Below are 20,819 nucleotides of genomic sequence, written 5' to 3' on the forward strand. Positions count from 1 at the left end.
TCTGCCAATAAGCACTCGCTAGCTTTTTTTAATTTTTTGACGGGCTTTCAGTAAGCGCTCGCGCTTGTATTGCTGGTTCGGCGTCATGCTAACCCGCTTTTTCTCGGTGGCAAAAGGGTTATCGCCTACACAAAACTCAATACGGATCGGGGTGCCCATAATCTGCAACGCTTTACGGTAATAGTTCATCAGGTAACGCTTGTACGAGTCAGGTAAGGCACTGACCTGATTGCCATGGATCACCACGATCGGTGGGTTGTACCCCCCAGCATGGGCATACTTGAGCTTCACACGGCGGCCATTGACCAAAGGCGGCTGATGATCATCCTGCGCCATTTTCATAATTTGGGTCAGAATCGAGGTGTTGATGCGCTTAGTCGCCGATTGGTAGGCTTCTTCCACCGACTCGAACAAGTTACCAACGCCGGAGCCATGCAAGGCGGAAATAAAATGCAGGCGGGCAAAATCAATAAATCCTAGCCGGCGATCCAGCTCCCGCTTGACGTCATCTTTGACGCCTTCGTTTAAACCATCCCACTTATTCACGGCGATAACCAAGGAACGGCCAGCATTCAGTGCAAAACCAAGCAGGCTGAGATCCTGATCGGCAATGCCCTGCCGGGCATCCAGCACCAGCAGTACCACATTGGCTTCTTCAATAGCCTGCAGCGTTTTAATGACGGAGAACTTTTCCACTTTATCATCAATTTTGCCGCGCCGACGCACTCCTGCGGTATCGATCAGAATGTAATCACGCTCATTGCGCTGCATCGGAATATAGATGGAGTCTCTGGTAGTCCCTGGCATGTCGAATACCACCACCCGCTCTTCACCCAGAATACGGTTGGTTAAGGTCGACTTGCCGACATTAGGCCGGCCAATAATGGCGAGCTTGATCGGCTTATCCTCGAACGCCTCAGCTTCATCAACTATCCCCTCTTCCTCCGAAAAGGAAGGATCCGCAGACTCGTCCTCATCGAGCGCAACAGCTGCTGGTAGCGAGAGCAAAGGCCGTAAGGCTTCGTTTAATAACACCGATAAACCACGGCCATGCGCAGCAGCTATCGGCCATACCTGGCCCAGGCCCAGACTGTAAAACTCGGCTATGGCACTGTCTGCATCCAGGCCATCGGTTTTATTAGCGACCAGAAAGACCTGCTTTTGTGCTTTACGCAAATAATCGGCAATGCCCATATCCCCGGCGGTCAGGCCAGCTCTTGCATCCAACATAAAGAGTACAATATCGGCTTCATCAATAGCCCGCAGCGATTGATCGGCCATCTCCACTTCGATACCTTCGGCATCGCCATCAATACCACCAGTATCCACCACAATGAAGGATAACTCTTCGAACTCGACTGAACCGTATTTGCGATCCCGGGTCAGGCCAGGAAAGTCAGCGACCAACGCATCCCGCGTACGGGTCAAACGATTGAACAGGGTCGATTTACCAACATTGGCACGACCAACCAGAGCGACAACCGGTAACATGAGCTCACCTCAAAATAAAAATAACAGGCTCACAGGAGCCTGTTATAGCTTAACGCATAAATTTGGTTTAGACCTGCTTTAAGGCTGACGCAATACCACCAGCTCACCATTACGGCTTTGCAACACCAGGTATTCGCCATTGGTTACTGGCGCAACATACATGCCTGAACGGTGGAATTGGTGGCGTGCTACCATATCGCCACTGCGGCGATCCAGCCAATGCAGATGCCCTTTGCTGTCGCCAAACACCAGATAGTCACCAAAAACCGTAGGAGGGGTCAGGAAATGACGCTCCAGTGCAGTTTGAGACCACAGCTCCTGACCATTACGGCGATCAAGCGCATGCACCCGGCCAACCGAATCAACGATGAAGAGTACGGTATCCGCCAGCGCCATATTGCGAAAGCTTGCATAATCACGCTTCCACAGGGTACGGCCTGAATTTAGTTCCAGTGCTACCAACTCGCCATTGTAGGCGATGGCGTAAACCGTATTACCCACTACCAATGGGCGGGCATCCACATCCACCAAACGAGCCAGATCAGTGGCACCTTGTGGCGTAGCAATCACTTCCTCCCACGCCGGTAAGCCATGCTCTGAAATCAAGACACCTACTTTTCCTGAGCCAGAGCCAAAGACCACACCACCGGGTACTATGGAAGGCTCAGCGACACCACGAATGGTCAATGCCGGCAATTCCTGTTCATAGGCCCAGCGCTGGCTTCCATCGGCTGGGTTCAACGCGACAATAAAACCCGAACCGGTATTTACAACAATCATGCCATCGCCTGCAGCCGGAGCAGCCAGCACTTCCCCAGGGACCTTGCTGGTCCAGCGCCGATCACCAGTGGCAGGGTCCAGTGCAATCACCTCGCCATTCTCGGTACCAAACAGCAGATGACCAAACCCATGCGATAAACCACCGGAAACACGGGCAGTGGTATTGGATCGATTACTCAGTAAACGCCAAAAACCAATCACGCTGTCACGACGGGTATCGTAGGTCCAGATACGCTTGCCACTCTCAAGATCAAAAGCACTAATAAGACCGGTCCGGCTGGCGGCATAGAGCTTACCATCCAGAATAAGTGGTCGCAGACTGGAGTCAAAGTGTTGTACGCCATCAGCTGCGGTGTGATCCCAGGCCAACACCGGCTCAAACTGGTTGTTCACACTTGGCAGTACCAGTTTTTCTTTCTTGGATGAACAGCCACCCAATAACATCAAAACCAGGGCGCTTGCTACTATAGTTCGCATCGACATCAAATTCACAGCATGCCCTCTGTCTGAACATGAGCCAGCTCATCGAGTTTAATTTTCAACAACTGATTGGCTTGTGCACCTTCACTCGCCTTGGCCAACATGTACGCTTGCTTCGCTGCCTCGGCATTGCCCTGTGCCAGATGAATATCACCTTTCAGCTCTTGCTGTTGCAGCTTAAAACTGACTGGCATGTTGCCCTGTAATAAAGCCAGGGCCTGACTGTATTGCTGTTGTTGCAAATGCACCCGAGCCAGCCGTAAGCGTGCAATAGCATCAATCACTGGGTCCTTGGTATTGGCAATCACCCAACCTAGCTGCTGCTCAGCCAGGCTGAAGTCGCCAGCCAGGACTGCATCACGCGCTTTGAGCATGGCAGCAAAGGTGGCATAAGCGGTTTTGCTATTACTTTCAATGTAACGTTCCGCATCCTGCACCCAGTCAGCAGACTGCTGTTCCTGTGCCTGCAGAAGTCGCTCAAAGCCCGTCGAGGCCTGTTCCGCTTGTGCAAGTTGATGCCCCTGATAATAACGGAAGCCGTACAAGCCACCTAAGCCCAGGATAGTCCCTGCAACGATGGTGATGCCATACTCTTTCCAGAAGCGCTTAATGGCTTCAACCTGTTGTTCTTCACTGCTGTAAACGTCCATAACTGCTCCGTTATTCTTTCGCTAATTCGTTTTGCAAAAAACTGACCAACCCGGTCAGCGCAATACGTTGCTGCGGCTGATCTTTTCGCAGCCACTTGATCGTGATGCTATCCGATGCCAGCTCATCACTACCCAGCACTAAAGCCAGCTCCGCGCCGGACTTATCGGCTTTTTTAAATTGTTTTTTCATGGCGCCACCGCCGCAATGCTGCATCAGCCGCTGCTGCGGGAAAGCCTGGCGTAGCTGTTCGGCAACCGGAATCAATGCAAGTTCCGCATCCAGCCCGGAGGCCATCAAATACCAGTCGGCCTGGGCCTGCTCTGCGGGTGCTAACTCCAGTGTTTGCAGCAGCAGAATTAACCGTTCCATACCAAGTGCAAAGCCCACTGCAGGGCAAGGCTTACCACCCAACTGTTCCACCAGACCATCATAACGACCACCGGCACAAACCGTGCCCTGAGCCCCTAAACTGTCGGTGACCCATTCAAACACAGTTTTGTTGTAATAATCCAGCCCCCGTACCAGACGAGGGTTGACCTCAAACTCAATACCTGCTGCCGTTAGGCGCTGTTGCAGCTCAGCAAAGTGCTCGGCAGACTCGGTATCCAGATAATCTGACAAGCTGGGTGCCTTGCTTAACAAGTCAGCCAGGGCCGGGTTTTTACTGTCTAAAATACGCAGCGGGTTGCTATGCAATCGCCGCTTGCTGTCTTCATCCAGCAGCTCATGATGATCCGATAAATAGGCCACCAAAGCCGCCCGATACTGCTGGCGCGCTTCCGGGCTACCTAAGGTATTTAACTCCAGCCGCACATGGCGACTTAAACCAAGTTGCTGCCATAAATGGGCGCTCAGGCGAATCACTTCAGCATCAATATCGCTGCTGGCGATGCCAAAAGCTTCCAAACCAAACTGATGAAACTGACGATAACGGCCTTTTTGCGGACGTTCATGCCGGAACATTGGCCCCATGTACCACAGACGTTGTTCCTGGTTGTACAGCAAACCATGCTCATTGCCTGCCCGAACACAGCAGGCGGTTCCTTCCGGTCTAAGGGTCAGGCTATCGCCATTGCGATCGCTAAAGGTGTACATTTCCTTCTCGACAATGTCGGTTACTTCGCCGATCGAGCGCTTGAACAGCTCAGTCATTTCGACGATTGGAAAACGAATTTCCTGGTAGCCGTAGCTTGCTACCGTTTGCCGCAGTTGTTGCTCGACATATTGCCATAGCCCACTGTCCTTAGGCAGACAATCATTCATGCCACGAATGGCCTGTACTTGTTTTGACACCTTATTCTACTCGGCTTTGCTAAAAAATAGACGGGATTATAGGAGCTTCAGTGGCAAACACCAAGCTTTCCCGTAGCTTTCTTACTGATCCAGCTGGGTAACGGCAATCTGTTGCTGTTTGCGCTTCAGATAATCACGCACCTGCTGCTCCAGCTGTTCAGCGATCAGGTTATTGTCCAGCCGTAGTTTTTGCCGCTCACCATTGATGTAAAAGCCACTCATCCGGTTGGCACCCGCTACCGCCAGATCAGAGACCAGGGCTTCACCAGGGCCGTTCACCACGCAACCGATGACCGAGACAGTAAGCGGCTCGACTACGTCCTCTAACCGTTGCTCCAGAGCATTCATGGTCTTGATCACATCAAATTCCTGCCGCGAACAGCTTGGACAAGCAATGAAATTAATGCCGCGGGAACGAATACGGAGTGACTTTAAAATATCGAAGCCAACTTTCACTTCTTCGACCGGATCTGCCGCCAATGAGACCCTCAGCGTATCACCAATACCTTCGGCCAGCAGCATGCCCAAGCCGATCGCTGATTTCACAGCACCAGCACGGGCACCACCGGCTTCCGTAATACCTAAATGCAACGGCTGCTTAATCTGGGTAGCCAGTAAACGGTAAGCACCTACCGCCAGGAAGACGTCCGACGCTTTGACACTGACTTTAAACTGCTCGAAGTTCAGCCGATCAAGGATCTCAACATGGCGCATGGCCGACTCAACCAGGGCTTCAGCGGTCGGCTCGCCATACTTTTGCTGAATGTCCGCTTCCAGTGAACCGCCATTGACACCGATCCGGATTGGAATGTTGTGGTCTCTTGCGCAATCCACCACGGCACGGATCCGATCTTCCCGGCCAATATTGCCAGGGTTAATTCGCAAACAATCGACACCATATTCGGCTACTTTAAGGGCGATACGGTAATCAAAATGAATATCCGCTACCAGCGGCACCGGCGACTGCTGTTTAATCAGCCGGAAAGCTTCAGCCGCATCCATGGTAGGAACAGACACACGCACCATATCGGCGCCGGCAGCAGCAATGGCTTTAATCTGGGCGACCGTGGCATCCACATCGGTGGTTTTGGTGTTGGTCATTGATTGCACACTGATCGGGGCATCGCCACCAACCGGCACAGTGCCAACCATAATCTGGGTGCTCTTACGTCGTTTAATTGGATTATCAGCAAACATAGCTTAGTCTTGTAACGGAACAGAAAATTTAGCGACCCGACCAGATCGGAAGCCAGACATATCGACCGGTTCTGTATCCAGCTCAATCTCAACCACCGACGGGTTGCCTAGAGTCACGGTAAAAGGGGCCCTGCCTTGCACCTGCAGCTGATAACCAGCGCGTTTGGTACCGAAGGCAACTCTGGAGCCATCAGCATCCACCACATCAATCCAGCAATCATCGGCAAAGCGCATACTCAACTGTTGGCTTGAGGCAATTGGCGGGTCTGCCAGTAAAGCAACACTGGACTGGGTTGATTCATTCTCAAAAATGGTCGGCGCGGTTTGCTCAGCGAGTGAAGTGGGTAACTCGGGTAGCACCGTATGCATCTCTGGATCGGGTTGGCTGTCAGCTGCGAGCATAGTCAGCGGCTCTGGTTCAACTGAATTCACGATTTCGTGCGGTACACCAGCATTTTCGCTCTCTGCAACAGGGGGTTCCCCGATCAACCAATGCGTTTGCCACCACCAAAGTAACAACAAGCCGAGCAGAACGGCCCCAACCAGGTAGGTTAACAGCATAAAGCGGCTCTCGGTCGCCTCTTTTTCCGTACGGTTGGAAAAGCTATGCATAGCACGGGGTTCTATGGCCTGATTACCATGGTGGCGCTCGTAGGCAGCCAAGACCTGTTGTTCGGAAATCTTCAACAAACGGGCATAGGAGCGCAGATAACCACGAATAAAGGTCGGCAGTACACTTTCTTCGTACTGATCGGTCTCCATGTTCTCAATCAGGGATAGACGTAAGTTTAGCTGGCTAGCGACTTCTTTTTGCGACCACTGCCTGTGCTCACGGGCAGCCTTTAATAGCTCACCTGCGCTGTGCTCTGTTGTTTCTGTTGGCGTTTTATCAGTCGTCATGGGATACATCAGCCGGGTCTTTCAGGTAAATACGTTGCCCTATATACACTCTGCTGCGCTCGGTCAGATTGTTCCAGTTCAGCAGTCGGGCAAGACGAACATTGTAGCGCATAGAAATATTAAACAGCGTGTCACCCTCTGCAACCACATGAACATCCGGTCGTTCCACAGCAACCACAGCCTGAACCGGCAATTGTTCAGGCGGCTCAGCCAACCATAAGCGCTGACCAGCCCTTATCGTTGCGCCAGGCGATAATTGATTCCATTGCTGCAGTCGCTCTAAGCGAATGTTGTAACGCATAGAAATGGCAAAGAGTGACTCACCTTGCTGTACGATATGGGAGGCCACTTCATCGTATTCAGCAGCTGCGGTAGCTAATGAGCTATCGTCAGATAGTGTGTCGGATTCAAGTGGCTCAGCAAGCTCTCGTTCAATACCCGGGGTATGGACCGATGCCAAGGCTGAGAGTTCAGTTTCCAGCATGGGTTCGGCTATATTTTCTGTCACTCCATGCTGCGTCATTTGAGTTCGTGACGACTCCGCAGGCCAGTTTGGTTCAACGACCTGGGTGATATCAAGAGCAAGCTCAGGCAGAGCAAGGCGCTCCAGTTCTAACGCAGTTGTTGCAGGATCCACAGATTCCGCCGGTAGCTCTGGCATTGTCCAGGATGGTGCCGCCAGCACTACCTGATTTAATGATGCCTCCGTAATGGAGTTGGCTTCGTCAGCAGCTTCCGTTGCATCAACTATAGGGGATGCTGTGGTAACAACATTTGGTCTAGAGCGAGTCAGCGACTGAGATTGACGCGCAACTTCAGGCTCAACGCGAGGCTCTGAGCGGCGCACGATACGGATCTGGGGTTGCTCTACTTCGGCCTCGGGCTGTGCTGCTGGTGCAGGCAGCTCCAAATTGGAAATTAAATACTGTTTATAGCGCTCGCGCAGTTGCTCGTACTCACTATCCTGCAGCCGGCCCTGCCGCATCAGGCGGGCTGCTTCGCTATCCGGATAAACCTGCAATAACAGCTCTTGGGAATTTCGTTGCGTTTCGCTATCCAGCTCTTTATCGGCAATCAGGTAACTCAGTAAAGAGGTACTGGCCGAGACATGACCCAGACGCTGGATACGGGTGAGATGTTGGCGAGCTCGTTGATGATTGCCCATGGCATAATCAAGGCCAGCCAGGTTTAACAGACTGCTAATGCGGTTGCCGCTGTGCAGCACAGCAGACTCCAAATAGTGCTGAGCACGGCTAAAGTTATTTTGTTGCAACTGACATAAAGCCAGGTTCTCGTAACTTTCCGACACCCGCATATAGCCTGGTCGCCGAATCGCATTTAGCAGCAAAACTTCAGCTTCATGGTATTTGCCTTGCTGACAAAGGAAAGCACCATAATTATTGTAGGTATCGGGATTGTTGGCATCACGGGCCAATGCTTGCTTGTAAGCCGCCTCCGCTTGCTCTGGCTCATTCACGCTCTGATAGTAATAAGCCAGCGCATTGTAGACCTCGGGTAGCTGAGGTGCCAATGCCCTGGCACGCTCCAGATTGAAAATTGCCTGAGCATTTTCACCACGCTGCAGATAGTTCAGTCCCAGTGACATCCGTGTTCGAGCGGCTTCCGTGTTATCCACCTGCCGCTGCTGCACTGGTCGTTCAGAGCCAACATAAGTACTTTCAGACACGCAGGCTGACAATACCAATGCACTCATCACAACCAAGCTAACCGACAGTTTTTGCATAACTTTTGCCCTGGCTCCCACCCTTAGGATGTCATTCTGACTGAAATTGCCTGACCTTTCATTTGTTTTTTTAATAAACGTTTGGTTCTATCGACCACATCCCCTACAAGCTGACCGCAGGCGGCATCAATGTCATCGCCACGTGTTTTACGTACCATGACGGTAAAGCCATGTTGTTGCAAGACTTTATTAAAACGATCAATCCGCGAGTTGCTTGAGCGGGCATAAGGAGAGCCCGGATAAGGATTAAACGGAATCAGATTGATCTTGGCTGGTGTATCGCGAAGTGCATGCGCCAGCTCATGAGCTTGCTCCATACTGTCGTTAATACCTTCCAGCATGACGTATTCTACCGTCACTTTATCATTGGCCTTGGACCACTCAACATAACGACGGGATGAGGCCAGAAAGTCTTCCATGGGATATTTTTTATTCACAGGCACCAGCTCATTACGCAGCTCGTTATTTGGTGCATGTAAGGAAATAGCTAATGCTACATCGATCTTACCCAACATGGCGTCAAGTGCTGGCACTACCCCAGACGTACTTAAAGTGACACGGCGCTTGGACAGACCAAAACCATAGTCTTCCATCATCAGTTCCATCGCCGGAATCACATTATTCATGTTCAACAAGGGTTCACCCATGCCCATCATCACCACATTGGTGACCGGCTTTTCCCCAGTATCGCCATAACTACCAATCAGCTGACCCACCCGCCAGACCTGACCAATAATTTCAGCTACCGTCAGATTTCGATTAAAGCCTTGTTGGGCTGTCGAGCAAAATGAACAGTCTAACGCACAACCAACTTGAGATGACACACAGAGAGTACGACGATCTTTTTCCGGGATCCAAACGGTTTCAACTTCCTGGCCACCATCCAACCGCATGACAAACTTGATGGTCCCATCTTTGCTATCCTGACGGCTCGCCACTTCAGGAGCACGGATCTCAGAACACTGCTTCAGCTTTTCCCGCAGCACTTTGTTCACATTGGTCATTTTGTCGAAATCATCGACACAGTAATGATAGATCCATTTCATCACCTGATCGGCACGAAATGGCTTTTCGCCCAAATCAGCAAAAAACGACTTCATTTGCTCGCGGGTTAAATTCAGCAAATTTGTTTTTGCAATGGATGTTGTCATGCTATCAATTCCTGTCTAACCATGGCGTTTACTGTGTTCACCAAAGACGCAACAAGGGGGCCAGGCCCCCTTGATTCAGTACTGCTTTAACCGATTAACGGGTACGAGAGCAAACTTCTGCATCGGTGAAGAAATAAGCGATTTCGCGAGCAGCAGACTCAACGGCATCTGAGCCATGAACCGCATTTTCGTCGATGCTGTCGGCGTAGTCAGCACGCAAAGTTCCAGCCAAGGCATCTTTCGGATTGGTTGCACCCATGATTTCACGGTTTTTACGTACTGCATCTTCACCTTCCAGCACCTGCACCATGACAGGACCTGAGGTCATGAAAGCAACTAAGGCACCAAAGAAAGGACGCTCTTTGTGCTCAGCATAGAAGCCCTCGGCCTGCTCTTTGCTCAAGTGTAGCATTTTTGACGCCACAATACGCAGGCCTGCCGCTTCAAAGCGCTGGTAGATTGCACCGATCAGGTTTTTGGCAACAGCATCCGGCTTAACAATAGAGAAAGTACGTTCTAAAGCCATGAAAGGACTCCTTGAATGATTGGGTTAAATTTTAAAGGCGCGAAATTATACGTGATCCAGGCAAAAAAACCTATTTTCTGTAGCAAACTTTTTCAGGTAAAAAAAAGCTTCCGATCATGGAAGCTTTTCTACCAGGCTATGGCTTAGTCAGAAAGTGGCCACTACCCGGATGCTATCATCGACATCGCTTGCCGAAATATAACCTATAGCTGATGGATCTGCCGCAACCGCTGCTTTCATCGCTGCAGCATTAGGGTGCTCGGCCGGAGGAGTACCTTTTCCGGTAAACACCAATCTGGACCAATATGCTTTTAACTGCGCCGAGCTGCGATTCAGTACCTGAGTATCGAAATGCTCTCGGGCGGGTACGCCTTCTGCCAGGTTCAAAGGGGTGGCCCGACTGCCGTCGCTAAAGCTATTTCCTCTTCCTAAAAACAAACGATTCAGTTCTGACTGATCGACACTCGCATTGTTGGCTGGATGCACAATTATCGCAATTTCAGCAACTACCGAGCCACTTAGTAGTAGCAACACAGCAAGCATGGCTTTTACATAACTCATAGCACCTCCTTAAAAGACCAGGTCAACACCGAAGGAAATCGATTTACTGTCACCCGCAACTTCCCAACCGGGTACACCTTTATCCTTAACGTCGTCGTATTGAATCTTAAAAGCAGCATTGGAATGAAAGTCCCAACGCAAACCAAGGCTGGTTGTGCTGTGCTTTTCATTCTCACTGTCAAAATCAGCGTACGACAGGTAAGGCGTGAAAGCATTTATTCGGTAGCCAGCCGATACCATGTAAGTATCAAACTTACCGCCATCAAGATCCAAGCGGTTTAACTCTGATAACAACAACCAGTCACCAAAATCCATATTGACTGAGATGCCGGCAAATTTGCCCCGTCGGGTCAGAGAGTCCCCCCAGGTCACCCGCTCAACCACACCACCGACGGTGCGATAACGCTCGTTTATGTAGGTCATGTAGGTAAGGCGAATATCCAGCCAGTCTTTATTCAGATTGATCACCCCCCCTATGATATCTTTCCAAATCTCACGAATTGGATTGGAGCCGAAAAACTGTGACAACAGTTTATTTTCCTGATCATCCTCGCGGCCGGTATAAATATTACCGCTAATATCCCAGTCACCAACAAAGTAGTTAAACTGAGCATTGATACCGGTGTAATTAAAGATTTGCCAAGTGTAATTATCTGCCGGTGGCCGGATCCATAAATAGGCATAGCCCACATCAAAAAAGTCTGAGTAATAATACAATGGTAAACGCTTTTTGCCTGCCTGCAGTGTCCAGTTCTCATTTAAATCGTAGGACAAATAGGCCCATTCAAAGCGGGCATCAAAGTCATCGGCTCCTCTTGCGACCACTTGCGCCGTGGCCGACAAACCATCCATCAGATTTGCCCTAAACTGCAAGCCAAATCGAGTATCCGGCTTGAAAGTCCAATCCTTTTCATAGACTCCAACCAATGGATAATTAGCCAAAAAAGTTGGAGGTAAATCAAAGCCCTCAACCCCACTTCCGCTAAGTACCCGACCGCCAATCACGGAGGCATAGCCTGAGATATCTATATTCGCATGGGCCAATGGCTGCATCAGCAGCAAACCCGTCGCCGTCGCTATCAAGGTTTTCTTCATCATGTTCTCCTGCTCCACCTAATCAAGTTGCAACACAACCCGAACCCGCTCATCCGCTGCCGATGCAGGGACATAACCTATGATGCTGGGATTGGTAGCAACCAATTTCAGCACCTCTTCGTGTGAATCAGCTTCTTGCGGTGGTGTGCCTTTACCGGTAAACACCAACTTCGACCAATAGGCCTTTAACTGAGCAGAACTCCGACTCAAAGCGCGCTGATCAAAGATTTCACGTGCTGGCATACCTTCTGCCAGATTAATGGGCACCGCCGACTCACCATTGGGAAAAGTTCTGGCCCGGCCAAGGTACAGTCTTGACACATCATCAGTAGTTAACTCAATGGCATTGGTCGGATGAACAACAATGACCAATGCATCTGCCAACACCGACGCGTTAAGCGCGAGAACTGCGACCAGTGCAGGAATGCATCTGAAGTTCATATCATTCTCCTTAAAATACAATATCGACGCCGACAGCAACCAGATCGCTACGGTTGTCAGTTAGGGTATTTTTTTCATTGCTGTACTGTATTTTAAATGCCGCTGCCGGGTGAAAGTCATAACGTAAACCGGCATTCCAGGTCTTGGTATCTACCGACTGGCTTTCTACTACAGCAATCACAGGTTGTAATAATTGAGCCGGCAGTAATGGGGTGTATGGCTGGTATATGTCTGATTTGCTGCGGTGATCTTCCCGTTCAAAGGAAACAAAAGGTGTGATGCTGTCAAAACGATAGCCCACTGACAGATAATAATTTTCTCGCTTGGCAAAGAAAGAGTTTTTAACATTGATGCGATTGTACTCAGAAATCAGTACCCACTCCCCCTGATCCATGGTGATACCAAGACCAATAAACTGACTTTGATCATCGTTAAAATCAAGCGCAGAGACCAAGTCGGGTACGCCTGCCTGCGTTAAACCGCTAAAGAGTGGCGCTAGCCCCGGAGCATCAATGCTTACTTTGCCGCTTAAATAAGCAGTACGCACCGACCACCAGCCCCGCTCCAGCTCCCAGGTTACGCCGGCAATGTTATTTATATCCGCCCTGGCTGGATTACCAGCCAAGCTGATATTACCGCTGAAGGAACCAAGCAGCAGTTGCAGGGTGGAATCAAACTCTCCCAGTTGCGTGGTCCGGTAAAGCGATAGTCCTTCCAGGTTATTAAATCCCAAGCCGTAAACGCCCTGAGGTACCCGTAACCAGTCGTAGGCAAAGCCTACATCCATAAAATCAGAGAAGCGATAAAATGGGGTACGGAGCCGGCCAGCATTAATCCGCATCGTATCGGACAACTCATAGGTCAAAAATGCCCACTCAAAGCGGGCATCAAAATCATTACTGCCCCGCCCCATCAGCTGAGCGGTAACTGACAAGCGATCACCTAAATCTGAGCGAACCTGGATAGCAAATAAACTTTCGTTTTTAAAGTCCCATTCATTGGTATAACCATACAGTGATTTATCACTGGCTGTACTCATCCCACCCTTGATTGAAGCAAAACCATTCATGTGCACATTTGCACTTGCAACACCACTGCAGAGAACACTCACCAGGCTGATCGCCAAGATAGATTTCTTCATCAACATCTCTCCGAAAAAAATAATGGAAGAATCCGGGAACTTTTTTCAGCCTAGTTCAGAGATGTAAAAAAGCCAGTAAAAGCCAGAAAAAACAACTTTCTGGCCTTTAACTGGCTCTAAAATGGGAAACTTAGATCAAGGCAGATCAAAAAATCTAATGGTTTTCACTCACCATATTGATGGTGTACTTAGGAATTTCGACGACTAAGTCTTCATCAGCTATATGCGCCTGACAACCCAAGCGGGATTCAGGCTCCAGGCCCCAGGCTTTATCCAGCATGTCATCTTCCAGCTCATCGCTTTCATTTAAGCTGTAAAAACCTTCCCGTACCACCACATGACAGGTGGTGCAGGCACAGGACTTTTCACAGGCATGCTCAATCGAAATACCGTTACGCAACGCTACATCTAAAATGGTATCGCCTTTGGCCGCTTCAAGCTCGGCACCTTGTGGGCACAGTTCTGCATGCGGCAGAAAAATAATTTTTGGCATGGTTAAACCTCATCCACCTTGTGCCCTTTCAGAGCGTTTCGAATTGATTGATCCATTCTAAGGGCTGCAAACTGATCGGTGCTGTTGTTGACACGCTCAATGGCCACTTTGATGGCATCGGGATCATCGCCCTGCCGTTGCTGCTGCAATTCGGTCAGTTGCAGCTCAATACGCTTGCGTTCTTCAGTCTCCAGTAGGTGACCATCGCTTGCCAGGGCTGCACGTACAGCCTCCAGTACCCGATCGGCCTCCACCTGTTGCTCCAGCAGCATGCGTTGTTGCATATCGGCTTTGGCGTGCTGCATCGAGCCTGTGATCATGCTCATTATCTGCTCATCAGTCAGCCCATAAGATGGCTTGACTTCAATACTGGCAACCACTCCGCTGCTTTTTTCCTGCGCCGTGACATGCAAGAGACCATCGGCATCGACCTGGAAAGTGACCCGGATATGGGCTCCGCCGGCTGGCATAGGTGGAATGCCATGCAGCTCAAAGCGCGCCAGCGAGCGATTATCAGCCACCAGCTCACGTTCACCCTGCAGCACATGAATGGCCATCGCGGTCTGACCATCTTTGAAGGTGGTAAACTCCTGAGCTTTGGCCACCGGGATCACGGTATTGCGCGGAATAATTTTTTCCACAAGACCGCCCATGGTTTCAAGCCCCAAAGACAAGGGGATCACATCCAGCAGCAGCGTATCCTGTTCGCTTTTGTTGCCAACCAATACATTGGCCTGAATAGCTGCACCGAGAGCCACCACCTGGTCTGGATCAATGGACGTCAATGGCTCTTGACCAAATAGCTCAGCCACTGTCTGACGCACCAGCGGTACCCGGGTGGAACCTCCCACCATCACTACCGACAAAACCTGATCCAGCTGAAGGCCAGCATCGCGTACAGCGGATTTACAAGCTAGCAGAGTTTTACGCACCAGTGGCTGAACCAAGCTTTCAAAAGTCGCGCGATCAAGGCTACCACGGAATTCATCATCGCCAAGTGGCAGTACGAAATCAGCTTCAGCAACCTGGCTCAGTTGTTCTTTTAACCGTCGCGCTAATAGTTTGTACTCGCGCAAGCTCTGGGCTGAACGCTCTGTTTCGCCGGTTTGTTCAAGTAACCAACCAACAATGGCCTGATCAAAATCATCCCCACCCAGCGCTGAGTTGCCACCGGTGGCCAATACCTCGAACACGCCTTTTTGCAGACGCAGGATGGAAATATCAAAGGTGCCACCGCCTAAATCATAAACAGCCACCACCCCTTCCTGGCCGGAGTCCAGACCATAGGCCAAAGCTGCAGCGGTTGGCTCATTCAGTAATCGCAGGACATTAAGGCCTGCAAGCCGGGCAGCATCTTTGGTGGCCTGACGCTGGGCATCATCAAAATAGGCCGGCACGGTAATTACCACACCGGTTAGCTCACCGGCTAAATGCTCGCTGGCGATAGCGTGCAGACGCTTGAGAATTTCTGCCGATACTTCAACCGGGTTTTTTACGCCCTGCCGTGTTTGCAAGGCCAACAGGCCGGATTGGTCCACCAGCTGGTAAGGCAACTGCTCCGCCTGGTTGGCGATTTCAGCAAAGCCCCGGCCCATAAAGCGCTTGACCGATAAAATGGTATTCTCAGCGTCAAATACCGCTGCATCCAGGGCGGACTGGCCGACGTCGGTCTTATCCTCACTGACAAAGCGCACAGCAGATGGCACCATCGGCTGATCATCGCTGCCCATCAGAATTTGCGCTTCGCCACTGCGTACCGTGGCAACCAGAGAATTGGTGGTGCCCAGATCAATGCCAGCGGCCAGTTTGTGTTGATGCGGCGCCGAGCTTTGTCCTGGCTCAGCGATTTGTAGTAATGCCATGGGTAATTGTCTTATCGTTGCTGTTCAATAAACTCAAGCTCTTGCTGCAGTTTATCAAAGAATTTAAGTTTACGAAGAAGAGATGCGGCGTGTTGATTGCCGGTTTCTGATTGCGTTTCCAGCGCTTGGCTAAGCTCATTGCGCAGTTGCTGCTGGCCTTGCTGCAGCTCCTGCTCCAACTGCTGTTGCAGCCCCTGGGTTTGCTCGGGAGCAGAAGCAATCTCGGCCAGTTGCTCACGCAGCTCCATTTGCTGCATTAAAAAAACCGGGTCCTGAAAGCTTTGTTGTTCGTGCTTAAGATCAATGCCACGGCATTGCAACAAGTATTCAGCACGGCGCAGAGGATGCTTGAGTGTTTGGAAGGCATCGTTGATCAAGGCCGCTTGCTGGACCGATTGGCGCCGGTCGCGCTCGCTGGCGTTGGCAAAATTATCCGGGTGAAACCGGCGTTGCAGCTTTAAATAGTGCTGGCTCAGCAGGGCTGCATCCAGCTCCATGCTTTGTGGAAGTTGAAACAACTCAAAATAATTCAAGGGCCATGTTCCTACACTGTGAAACTTTCGCCGCAACCACACTCACCATTGACATTGGGGTTGTTAAACTTGAAACCTTCGTTTAACCCTTCCCGGGTAAAATCCAGCTGAGTGCCATCAATGTAGACCAGGCTCTTGCCATCCACTATCAACTTAATGCCTTGCTGATCGAAAACTTCATCGTCCGGATTCAGCTCATCTACAAACTCAAGCACATAAGCAAGGCCGGAGCAACCAGTGGTTTTCACACCAACCCGCAGCCCGATGCCTTTACCACGATTGCTGAGAAAATGGCGAACCCGGTCCGCCGCTGCATCCGTCATTGTTATGGCCATGCTTACCCCTGAGCACCTTGCTTTTGCTTGTAATCGGCAATGGCTGCTTTGATGGCATCTTCAGCCAAAATGGAGCAGTGAATTTTTACCGGAGGCAAAGCCAGCTCTTGGGCAATTTCGGTGTTGGTGATTTTTTGCGCTTCATCCAGCGTCTTCCCTTTTACCCACTCGGTAACCAGCGAACTAGAGGCAATAGCACTGCCACAGCCATAGGTTTTAAAGCGGGCATCTTCAATCACACCCTGCTCATTCACTTTCAGTTGCAAACGCATCACATCACCACAAGCCGGTGCACCTACCATGCCAGTCGCAATGGTTGGGTCGTCTTTGGCAAAAGAGCCAACATTGCGCGGGTTTTCGTAGTGATCGATTACTTTATTGCTGTAAGCCATTGCTTTAACCTCCTGAGTCAGTTACTTCGTTTAGTGAGCAACCCACTCTACTGAATTTAAGTCGATGCCATCTTTGTACATATCCCATAACGGCGACATTTCGCGCAGCCGGGTGATGGCCTCGTTGACAATTTTCACAGTATGATCGATGTCTGCTTCGGTAGTGTAACGACCAATACTAAAGCGGATAGAGCTGTGTGCCAGCTCATCGCTCAACCCAAGCGCCCGCAGAACATAAGAAGGCTCCAGGCTGGCAGAGGTGCAGGCTGACCCCGATGAAACAGCAATATCTTTCAGAGCCATGATCAGCGACTCGCCTTCCACATAGTTAAAGCTGATGTTGGTGATACCCGGCACGCGCTGTGCTTCATCACCGTTTAAAAACACCTGCTCAATATCCTTTACGCCATCCCACAGCCGTTGACGCAGAGTTTCAAAGCGCTGGCGCTCTGCTGCCATTTCCTCTTTAGCAATACGGAAGGCTTCGCCCATACCCACCAGTTGGTGCGTTGCCAAAGTACCAGAGCGCATGCCGCGCTCATGACCACCACCATGAGTCTGTGCTTCCAGCCGAATTCGAGGTTTACGCCGAACGTACAAGGCACCAACCCCTTTAGGGCCATAAATTTTATGGGCTGAAAACGACATCAGATCCACTTTTAACTGTTGCAGATCGATATCGACTTTACCTGCAGCCTGGGCCGCATCGACATGAAATACGATGCCCTTTTCCCGGCACAACTCACCGATAGCAGGTATGTCCTGAATCACACCAATTTCATTGTTGACGAACATCACGCTGATCAAAACGGTGTCTGGCCGGATTGCTGCTTTAAGTACCTCAAGATCAATTAAACCATTGGCTGCGACATCCAGGTAGGTCACTTCGTACCCTTCCCGCTCCAGCGCACGCATGGTATCCAGCACTGCTTTGTGCTCAGTTTTCAGGGTAATTAAATGCTTGCCTTTCTTATGGTAGAAGCCAGCAACACCTTTAATGGCCAGGTTATTGGATTCGGTGGCGCCTGAAGTCCAAACGATTTCACGCGGATCGGCATTGACCAACTCTGCCACCTGACTGCGAGCCAGTTCAACTGCCTCTTCAGCTTGCCAACCAAAGCGGTGTGAGCGCGATGCAGGATTGCCGTACTGGCCATCAAAGGTCAGGTACTGCATCATTTTTTCAGCCACTCGCTGATCGACCGGGGTGGTTGCCGCATAATCCAAATAAATAGGTAACTTCATCTTGGGCTCCAGTTAGGCTGCCTACAGCTGGCAACTTACTTCAATCTTGTTTACCGGGGAGGACGCCGCTTCTGCTTTATCCTGACGTTTCGCCACACCTTGAACGTCGCTTTGTTCAACCAATTCTGCCAACGAGATACTGGTCAGGAAGTCTTCAATCCGCTGGCTTAGATCACTCCACAAACTGTGGGTCAGGCAACGCACCCCACCCTGGCAGTCGGACTTTCCCTGACAGCGGGTGGCATCGATGGATTCATCGACCGCACTGATAACTTCAGCCACGGCAATCTTTGCCGCCTCACGCCCCAGTTGATAACCACCACCCGGGCCTCGCACGCTGCTGACCAAACCACGTTTGCGTAAACGGGCAAACAGCTGCTCGAGATACGACAGTGAAATACCCTGCCGCTCAGAAATATCGGCCAGAGAGACTGGCCCGCTGCTGTGATGCAAAGCAACATCCAGCATGGCTGTCACTGCGTAGCGTCCCTTCGATGTCAATCTCATGCTGTACTCCGGATGGCTCTGTCATTAAGCGTTGTATTGATAGCAGCCATTGTACATTCCCGACTATTTTAGTCAAGTATTAAACCCGACAGTTTAGTCAGGTATTATGTCCGGCATAGCGTCCCGCTGAGCCACCATTCGGTTAACCTTGCGCAACTACTTTTGTGGCTCGTTCCCCGCCAGACGCTTTTGCACTGAAGTCAGCATGCCGCGCAAAATATTGTACTCAGCCTCTTCCGGCCGTGCCCGGTTGAACAAACGTTTTAACTTGGTCATCACCAGGCCTGGGTGTTGACGAATGATAAAGCCGGTCTGATCCAGCGTTTGCTCCAGGTGCTGATAAAAATTGTCCATCTGGCTAGCTGTTGGATAACTGACTGCATCTACAGCATCGGCATGCACAGCCTGGGCGAGCGCCGCAACACGTACCTCATAGGCGATGATTTGCACCGCCATCGCCAGATTCAATGAACTGTAATCAGGATTGGCCGGAATACAAACATGATAATTGCACAATTGCAGTTCTTCGTTGCTTAAGCCATTGCTTTCACGGCCAAACACCAGCGCTACCGGATGACTGCCAGCTTCTTTGACGGCCAGCTCACCAAGGGCTCTTGGTTCCAGCATGGGCCATGACAGAGTGCGTGAACGCGCACTGGTGCCCACGACCAGGCCGCAATCAGCAACAGCTTGAGCCAGCGAATCAAAGTGCTCGGCTTGGCTAAGTAATTCGCTGGCGCCAGCCGAAAGTGCGTAGGCATGGCCATCCAATTCAGCTTTAGGCTGCACCAAACAAAGCTGACTTAAACCCATGGTTTTCATCGCCCTGGCAACCGAGCCAATGTTGCCGCTGTGAGTAGTTCCCACCAGTACAATTTTAATCTGATCCAGCATAAGGCACCCTTTTTGAAGGGGGGCTATTCTATCACAGCCAAACGCGACAGGGACAGACTCTACCCAACATAGCCTGGCGATAAAACCAAAAGAGGTAGTATCGAGGTCATGCCAGCCATTGGTTATAGTCAACAGCTGAACGGTAAATCGCTGCATTTTTTGCTGGCCTTTGCTACACTAACCCACCTCGGCGGTGTGCGTGGTGTCCAGCCAATCCGATCCTGGACGCACCGGGTATAAACAATGCTTCCAACCCTATAAAGGATACCCTCATGACTGCAACTGGTAAAAAATTGAGCTGGCTGGCGCTGCCAGCACTTGCATTATGTACCTCACTATTCGCTTCTGAAACCGCTATCCAGGCTGCAGTAGAACATCCCAGTCGAACAGCTGCCAATACAGAGCGAGACCAATACCGTAATCCGACCGCCACACTGTCTTTTTTTGAAGTGCGGCCGGACAGTACTGTGGTAGAGATATCACCAGGCGCCGGCTGGTATACCGAAATTCTTGCTCCTCTTTTGCACCAGCAAGGTAAGCTGTATGCTGCCCATTTTCCGGCCAACAGTTCATCCGAATTTGCTCAGCGATCACGTGCCGCTTTCTCTGAAAAAATGGCATCGCACTCTGTCTACAGCAAGGTCCAAATTAGCGAGTTCGCTCCTATCACAGGTGTTCAGATTGCACCGGACGGCAGTGCCGATGTGGTGCTGACCTTTCGCAACCTGCACAACTGGTACATGCAAGGAGGGGAAGATGCCATGCACATTGCGTTCAATCACTTTTATCAGGCCCTTAAACCAGGTGGCGTGCTAGGCGTAGTCGAGCACCGCTTACCTGAAGCCAAACGTGACAGTAATTGGGTTCAGAGCGGGTACTTTCCGCAAAGCCTGGCCATTGAACTGGCCGAGCAAGCAGGCTTTGTGTTTGAAGCCAGCAGTGAAATCAATGCCAATCCCAGGGATACAGCCGATCACCCCCGTGGTGTTTGGACTTTACCGCCCAGCTTGCGGCTTGGCGAGCAAGACCGGGATCGTTACTTAGCCATTGGCGAGAGCGACCGAATGACTTTGAAATTTCGTAAACCTCAACAGCAATAATCGGACA

At 50.7% G+C, this 20,819-nt stretch carries 22 protein-coding genes; 1 reads left to right on the forward strand and 21 read right to left on the reverse strand.

Features of this window, described 5'->3' with window-relative positions:
* Window positions 1-18 precede the first annotated feature (18 nt).
* From der to trmJ, 21 genes are all read right to left on the reverse strand, one after another.
* The gene (gene der, locus BLW37_RS00470; RefSeq protein ID WP_091337874.1) at window positions 19-1,491 is read right to left on the reverse strand and encodes a ribosome biogenesis GTPase Der; all 1,473 of its coding nucleotides are present in this window, start codon (window positions 1,489-1,491) and stop codon (window positions 19-21) included.
* Window positions 1,492-1,569: 78 nt separating this feature from the next.
* A complete protein-coding gene (gene bamB / locus BLW37_RS00475) occupies window positions 1,570-2,754 on the reverse strand; it encodes an outer membrane protein assembly factor BamB (protein ID WP_245785563.1) in 1,185 nt (394 codons plus the stop codon).
* Between the two features lie 5 nt (window positions 2,755-2,759).
* A complete protein-coding gene (locus tag BLW37_RS00480; protein ID WP_091337875.1) occupies window positions 2,760-3,401 on the reverse strand; it encodes a YfgM family protein in 642 nt (213 codons plus the stop codon).
* A 10-nt stretch (window positions 3,402-3,411) separates the two neighbouring features.
* Window positions 3,412-4,695 (reverse strand): histidine--tRNA ligase, encoded by a 1,284-nt coding sequence (hisS, locus tag BLW37_RS00485; protein WP_091337877.1) that lies wholly within the window; start codon window positions 4,693-4,695, stop codon window positions 3,412-3,414.
* An 81-nt stretch (window positions 4,696-4,776) separates the two neighbouring features.
* Window positions 4,777-5,892: a flavodoxin-dependent (E)-4-hydroxy-3-methylbut-2-enyl-diphosphate synthase gene (ispG, locus tag BLW37_RS00490; RefSeq protein ID WP_091337880.1), complete on the reverse strand. Its 1,116-nt coding sequence runs from the start codon at window positions 5,890-5,892 to the stop codon at window positions 4,777-4,779.
* 3 nt (window positions 5,893-5,895) lie between these two features.
* Window positions 5,896-6,792, reverse strand: a complete 897-nt coding sequence (locus BLW37_RS00495; protein ID WP_171907503.1) for a RodZ domain-containing protein — start codon at window positions 6,790-6,792, stop codon at window positions 5,896-5,898.
* The gene (gene pilW, locus BLW37_RS00500; protein WP_091337884.1) at window positions 6,782-8,536 is read right to left on the reverse strand and encodes a type IV pilus biogenesis/stability protein PilW; all 1,755 of its coding nucleotides are present in this window, start codon (window positions 8,534-8,536) and stop codon (window positions 6,782-6,784) included. The genes BLW37_RS00495 and pilW overlap by 11 nt, the downstream gene beginning before the upstream one ends.
* A 23-nt stretch (window positions 8,537-8,559) precedes the next feature.
* Entirely contained in the window at window positions 8,560-9,687 is a 1,128-nt protein-coding gene (gene rlmN / locus BLW37_RS00505) for a dual-specificity RNA methyltransferase RlmN (protein WP_091337887.1), read from the reverse strand.
* Window positions 9,688-9,781: 94 nt separating this feature from the next.
* Window positions 9,782-10,213 carry a nucleoside-diphosphate kinase gene (gene ndk, locus BLW37_RS00510; protein ID WP_091337889.1) on the reverse strand — a complete coding sequence of 144 codons (432 nt, stop codon included), beginning with the start codon at window positions 10,211-10,213 and terminating at the stop codon, window positions 9,782-9,784.
* Between the two features lie 147 nt (window positions 10,214-10,360).
* Window positions 10,361-10,774 (reverse strand): type 2 periplasmic-binding domain-containing protein, encoded by a 414-nt coding sequence (locus BLW37_RS00515; RefSeq protein ID WP_091337891.1) that lies wholly within the window; start codon window positions 10,772-10,774, stop codon window positions 10,361-10,363.
* 9 nt (window positions 10,775-10,783) lie between these two features.
* Window positions 10,784-11,869: a porin gene (locus BLW37_RS00520; RefSeq protein ID WP_091337894.1), complete on the reverse strand. Its 1,086-nt coding sequence runs from the start codon at window positions 11,867-11,869 to the stop codon at window positions 10,784-10,786.
* Between the two features lie 18 nt (window positions 11,870-11,887).
* Entirely contained in the window at window positions 11,888-12,310 is a 423-nt protein-coding gene (locus BLW37_RS00525; RefSeq protein ID WP_091337896.1) for a type 2 periplasmic-binding domain-containing protein, read from the reverse strand.
* A gap of 10 nt (window positions 12,311-12,320) precedes the next feature.
* Window positions 12,321-13,451, reverse strand: a complete 1,131-nt coding sequence (locus tag BLW37_RS00530) for a porin (protein ID WP_091339510.1) — start codon at window positions 13,449-13,451, stop codon at window positions 12,321-12,323.
* A gap of 154 nt (window positions 13,452-13,605) precedes the next feature.
* The gene (gene fdx, locus BLW37_RS00535) at window positions 13,606-13,944 is read right to left on the reverse strand and encodes an ISC system 2Fe-2S type ferredoxin (protein ID WP_091337899.1); all 339 of its coding nucleotides are present in this window, start codon (window positions 13,942-13,944) and stop codon (window positions 13,606-13,608) included.
* Window positions 13,945-13,946: 2 nt separating this feature from the next.
* On the reverse strand, window positions 13,947-15,806 hold the full coding sequence (hscA, locus tag BLW37_RS00540) for a Fe-S protein assembly chaperone HscA (protein WP_091337902.1): 1,860 nt from the start codon (window positions 15,804-15,806) through the stop codon (window positions 13,947-13,949).
* Window positions 15,807-15,817: 11 nt separating this feature from the next.
* Window positions 15,818-16,339: a co-chaperone HscB gene (hscB, locus tag BLW37_RS00545; protein WP_091337905.1), complete on the reverse strand. Its 522-nt coding sequence runs from the start codon at window positions 16,337-16,339 to the stop codon at window positions 15,818-15,820.
* An 11-nt stretch (window positions 16,340-16,350) separates the two neighbouring features.
* Window positions 16,351-16,674, reverse strand: a complete 324-nt coding sequence (gene iscA / locus BLW37_RS00550) for an iron-sulfur cluster assembly protein IscA (RefSeq protein ID WP_091337908.1) — start codon at window positions 16,672-16,674, stop codon at window positions 16,351-16,353.
* A gap of 2 nt (window positions 16,675-16,676) precedes the next feature.
* Complete coding sequence (gene iscU / locus BLW37_RS00555) at window positions 16,677-17,066, reverse strand: Fe-S cluster assembly scaffold IscU (protein WP_091337911.1); 390 nt, start codon at window positions 17,064-17,066, stop codon at window positions 16,677-16,679.
* 30 nt (window positions 17,067-17,096) lie between these two features.
* Entirely contained in the window at window positions 17,097-18,311 is a 1,215-nt protein-coding gene (locus tag BLW37_RS00560; protein WP_091337914.1) for an IscS subfamily cysteine desulfurase, read from the reverse strand.
* 21 nt (window positions 18,312-18,332) lie between these two features.
* Window positions 18,333-18,818, reverse strand: coding sequence for a Fe-S cluster assembly transcriptional regulator IscR (gene iscR / locus BLW37_RS00565; protein ID WP_091337917.1), 486 nt, complete (start codon window positions 18,816-18,818; stop codon window positions 18,333-18,335).
* Between the two features lie 156 nt (window positions 18,819-18,974).
* Window positions 18,975-19,712 (reverse strand): tRNA (cytosine(32)/uridine(32)-2'-O)-methyltransferase TrmJ, encoded by a 738-nt coding sequence (trmJ, locus tag BLW37_RS00570; RefSeq protein ID WP_091337919.1) that lies wholly within the window; start codon window positions 19,710-19,712, stop codon window positions 18,975-18,977.
* Between the two features lie 272 nt (window positions 19,713-19,984).
* Here trmJ and BLW37_RS00575 point away from each other — a divergent pair, with 272 nt between their 5' ends.
* Window positions 19,985-20,812 (forward strand): class I SAM-dependent methyltransferase, encoded by an 828-nt coding sequence (locus BLW37_RS00575; RefSeq protein WP_091337922.1) that lies wholly within the window; start codon window positions 19,985-19,987, stop codon window positions 20,810-20,812.
* Window positions 20,813-20,819: the final 7 nt, after the last annotated feature.

The organism is Alkalimonas amylolytica (assembly GCF_900107845.1).
Taxonomy (GTDB): domain Bacteria; phylum Pseudomonadota; class Gammaproteobacteria; order Enterobacterales; family Alteromonadaceae; genus Alkalimonas; species Alkalimonas amylolytica.

What these genes read in the sequence shown, in the direction of transcription:
- der (WP_091337874.1), bottom strand. Translation starts at nt 1,491, where the DNA reads ATGTTACCGGTTGTCGCTCTGGTTGGTCGTGCCAATGTTGGTAAATCG.
- bamB (WP_245785563.1), bottom strand. Translation starts at nt 2,754, where the DNA reads ATGTCGATGCGAACTATAGTAGCAAGCGCCCTGGTTTTGATGTTATTG.
- BLW37_RS00480 (WP_091337875.1), bottom strand. Translation starts at nt 3,401, where the DNA reads ATGGACGTTTACAGCAGTGAAGAACAACAGGTTGAAGCCATTAAGCGC.
- ispG (WP_091337880.1), bottom strand. Translation starts at nt 5,892, where the DNA reads ATGTTTGCTGATAATCCAATTAAACGACGTAAGAGCACCCAGATTATG.
- BLW37_RS00495 (WP_171907503.1), bottom strand. Translation starts at nt 6,792, where the DNA reads ATGACGACTGATAAAACGCCAACAGAAACAACAGAGCACAGCGCAGGT.
- pilW (WP_091337884.1), bottom strand. Translation starts at nt 8,536, where the DNA reads ATGCAAAAACTGTCGGTTAGCTTGGTTGTGATGAGTGCATTGGTATTG.
- rlmN (WP_091337887.1), bottom strand. Translation starts at nt 9,687, where the DNA reads ATGACAACATCCATTGCAAAAACAAATTTGCTGAATTTAACCCGCGAG.
- ndk (WP_091337889.1), bottom strand. Translation starts at nt 10,213, where the DNA reads ATGGCTTTAGAACGTACTTTCTCTATTGTTAAGCCGGATGCTGTTGCC.
- BLW37_RS00515 (WP_091337891.1), bottom strand. Translation starts at nt 10,774, where the DNA reads ATGAGTTATGTAAAAGCCATGCTTGCTGTGTTGCTACTACTAAGTGGC.
- BLW37_RS00520 (WP_091337894.1), bottom strand. Translation starts at nt 11,869, where the DNA reads ATGAAGAAAACCTTGATAGCGACGGCGACGGGTTTGCTGCTGATGCAG.
- BLW37_RS00525 (WP_091337896.1), bottom strand. Translation starts at nt 12,310, where the DNA reads ATGAACTTCAGATGCATTCCTGCACTGGTCGCAGTTCTCGCGCTTAAC.
- BLW37_RS00530 (WP_091339510.1), bottom strand. Translation starts at nt 13,451, where the DNA reads ATGAAGAAATCTATCTTGGCGATCAGCCTGGTGAGTGTTCTCTGCAGT.
- fdx (WP_091337899.1), bottom strand. Translation starts at nt 13,944, where the DNA reads ATGCCAAAAATTATTTTTCTGCCGCATGCAGAACTGTGCCCACAAGGT.
- hscA (WP_091337902.1), bottom strand. Translation starts at nt 15,806, where the DNA reads ATGGCATTACTACAAATCGCTGAGCCAGGACAAAGCTCGGCGCCGCAT.
- iscA (WP_091337908.1), bottom strand. Translation starts at nt 16,674, where the DNA reads ATGGCCATAACAATGACGGATGCAGCGGCGGACCGGGTTCGCCATTTT.
- iscU (WP_091337911.1), bottom strand. Translation starts at nt 17,066, where the DNA reads ATGGCTTACAGCAATAAAGTAATCGATCACTACGAAAACCCGCGCAAT.
- BLW37_RS00560 (WP_091337914.1), bottom strand. Translation starts at nt 18,311, where the DNA reads ATGAAGTTACCTATTTATTTGGATTATGCGGCAACCACCCCGGTCGAT.
- iscR (WP_091337917.1), bottom strand. Translation starts at nt 18,818, where the DNA reads ATGAGATTGACATCGAAGGGACGCTACGCAGTGACAGCCATGCTGGAT.
- trmJ (WP_091337919.1), bottom strand. Translation starts at nt 19,712, where the DNA reads ATGCTGGATCAGATTAAAATTGTACTGGTGGGAACTACTCACAGCGGC.
- BLW37_RS00575 (WP_091337922.1), top strand. Translation starts at nt 19,985, where the DNA reads ATGACTGCAACTGGTAAAAAATTGAGCTGGCTGGCGCTGCCAGCACTT.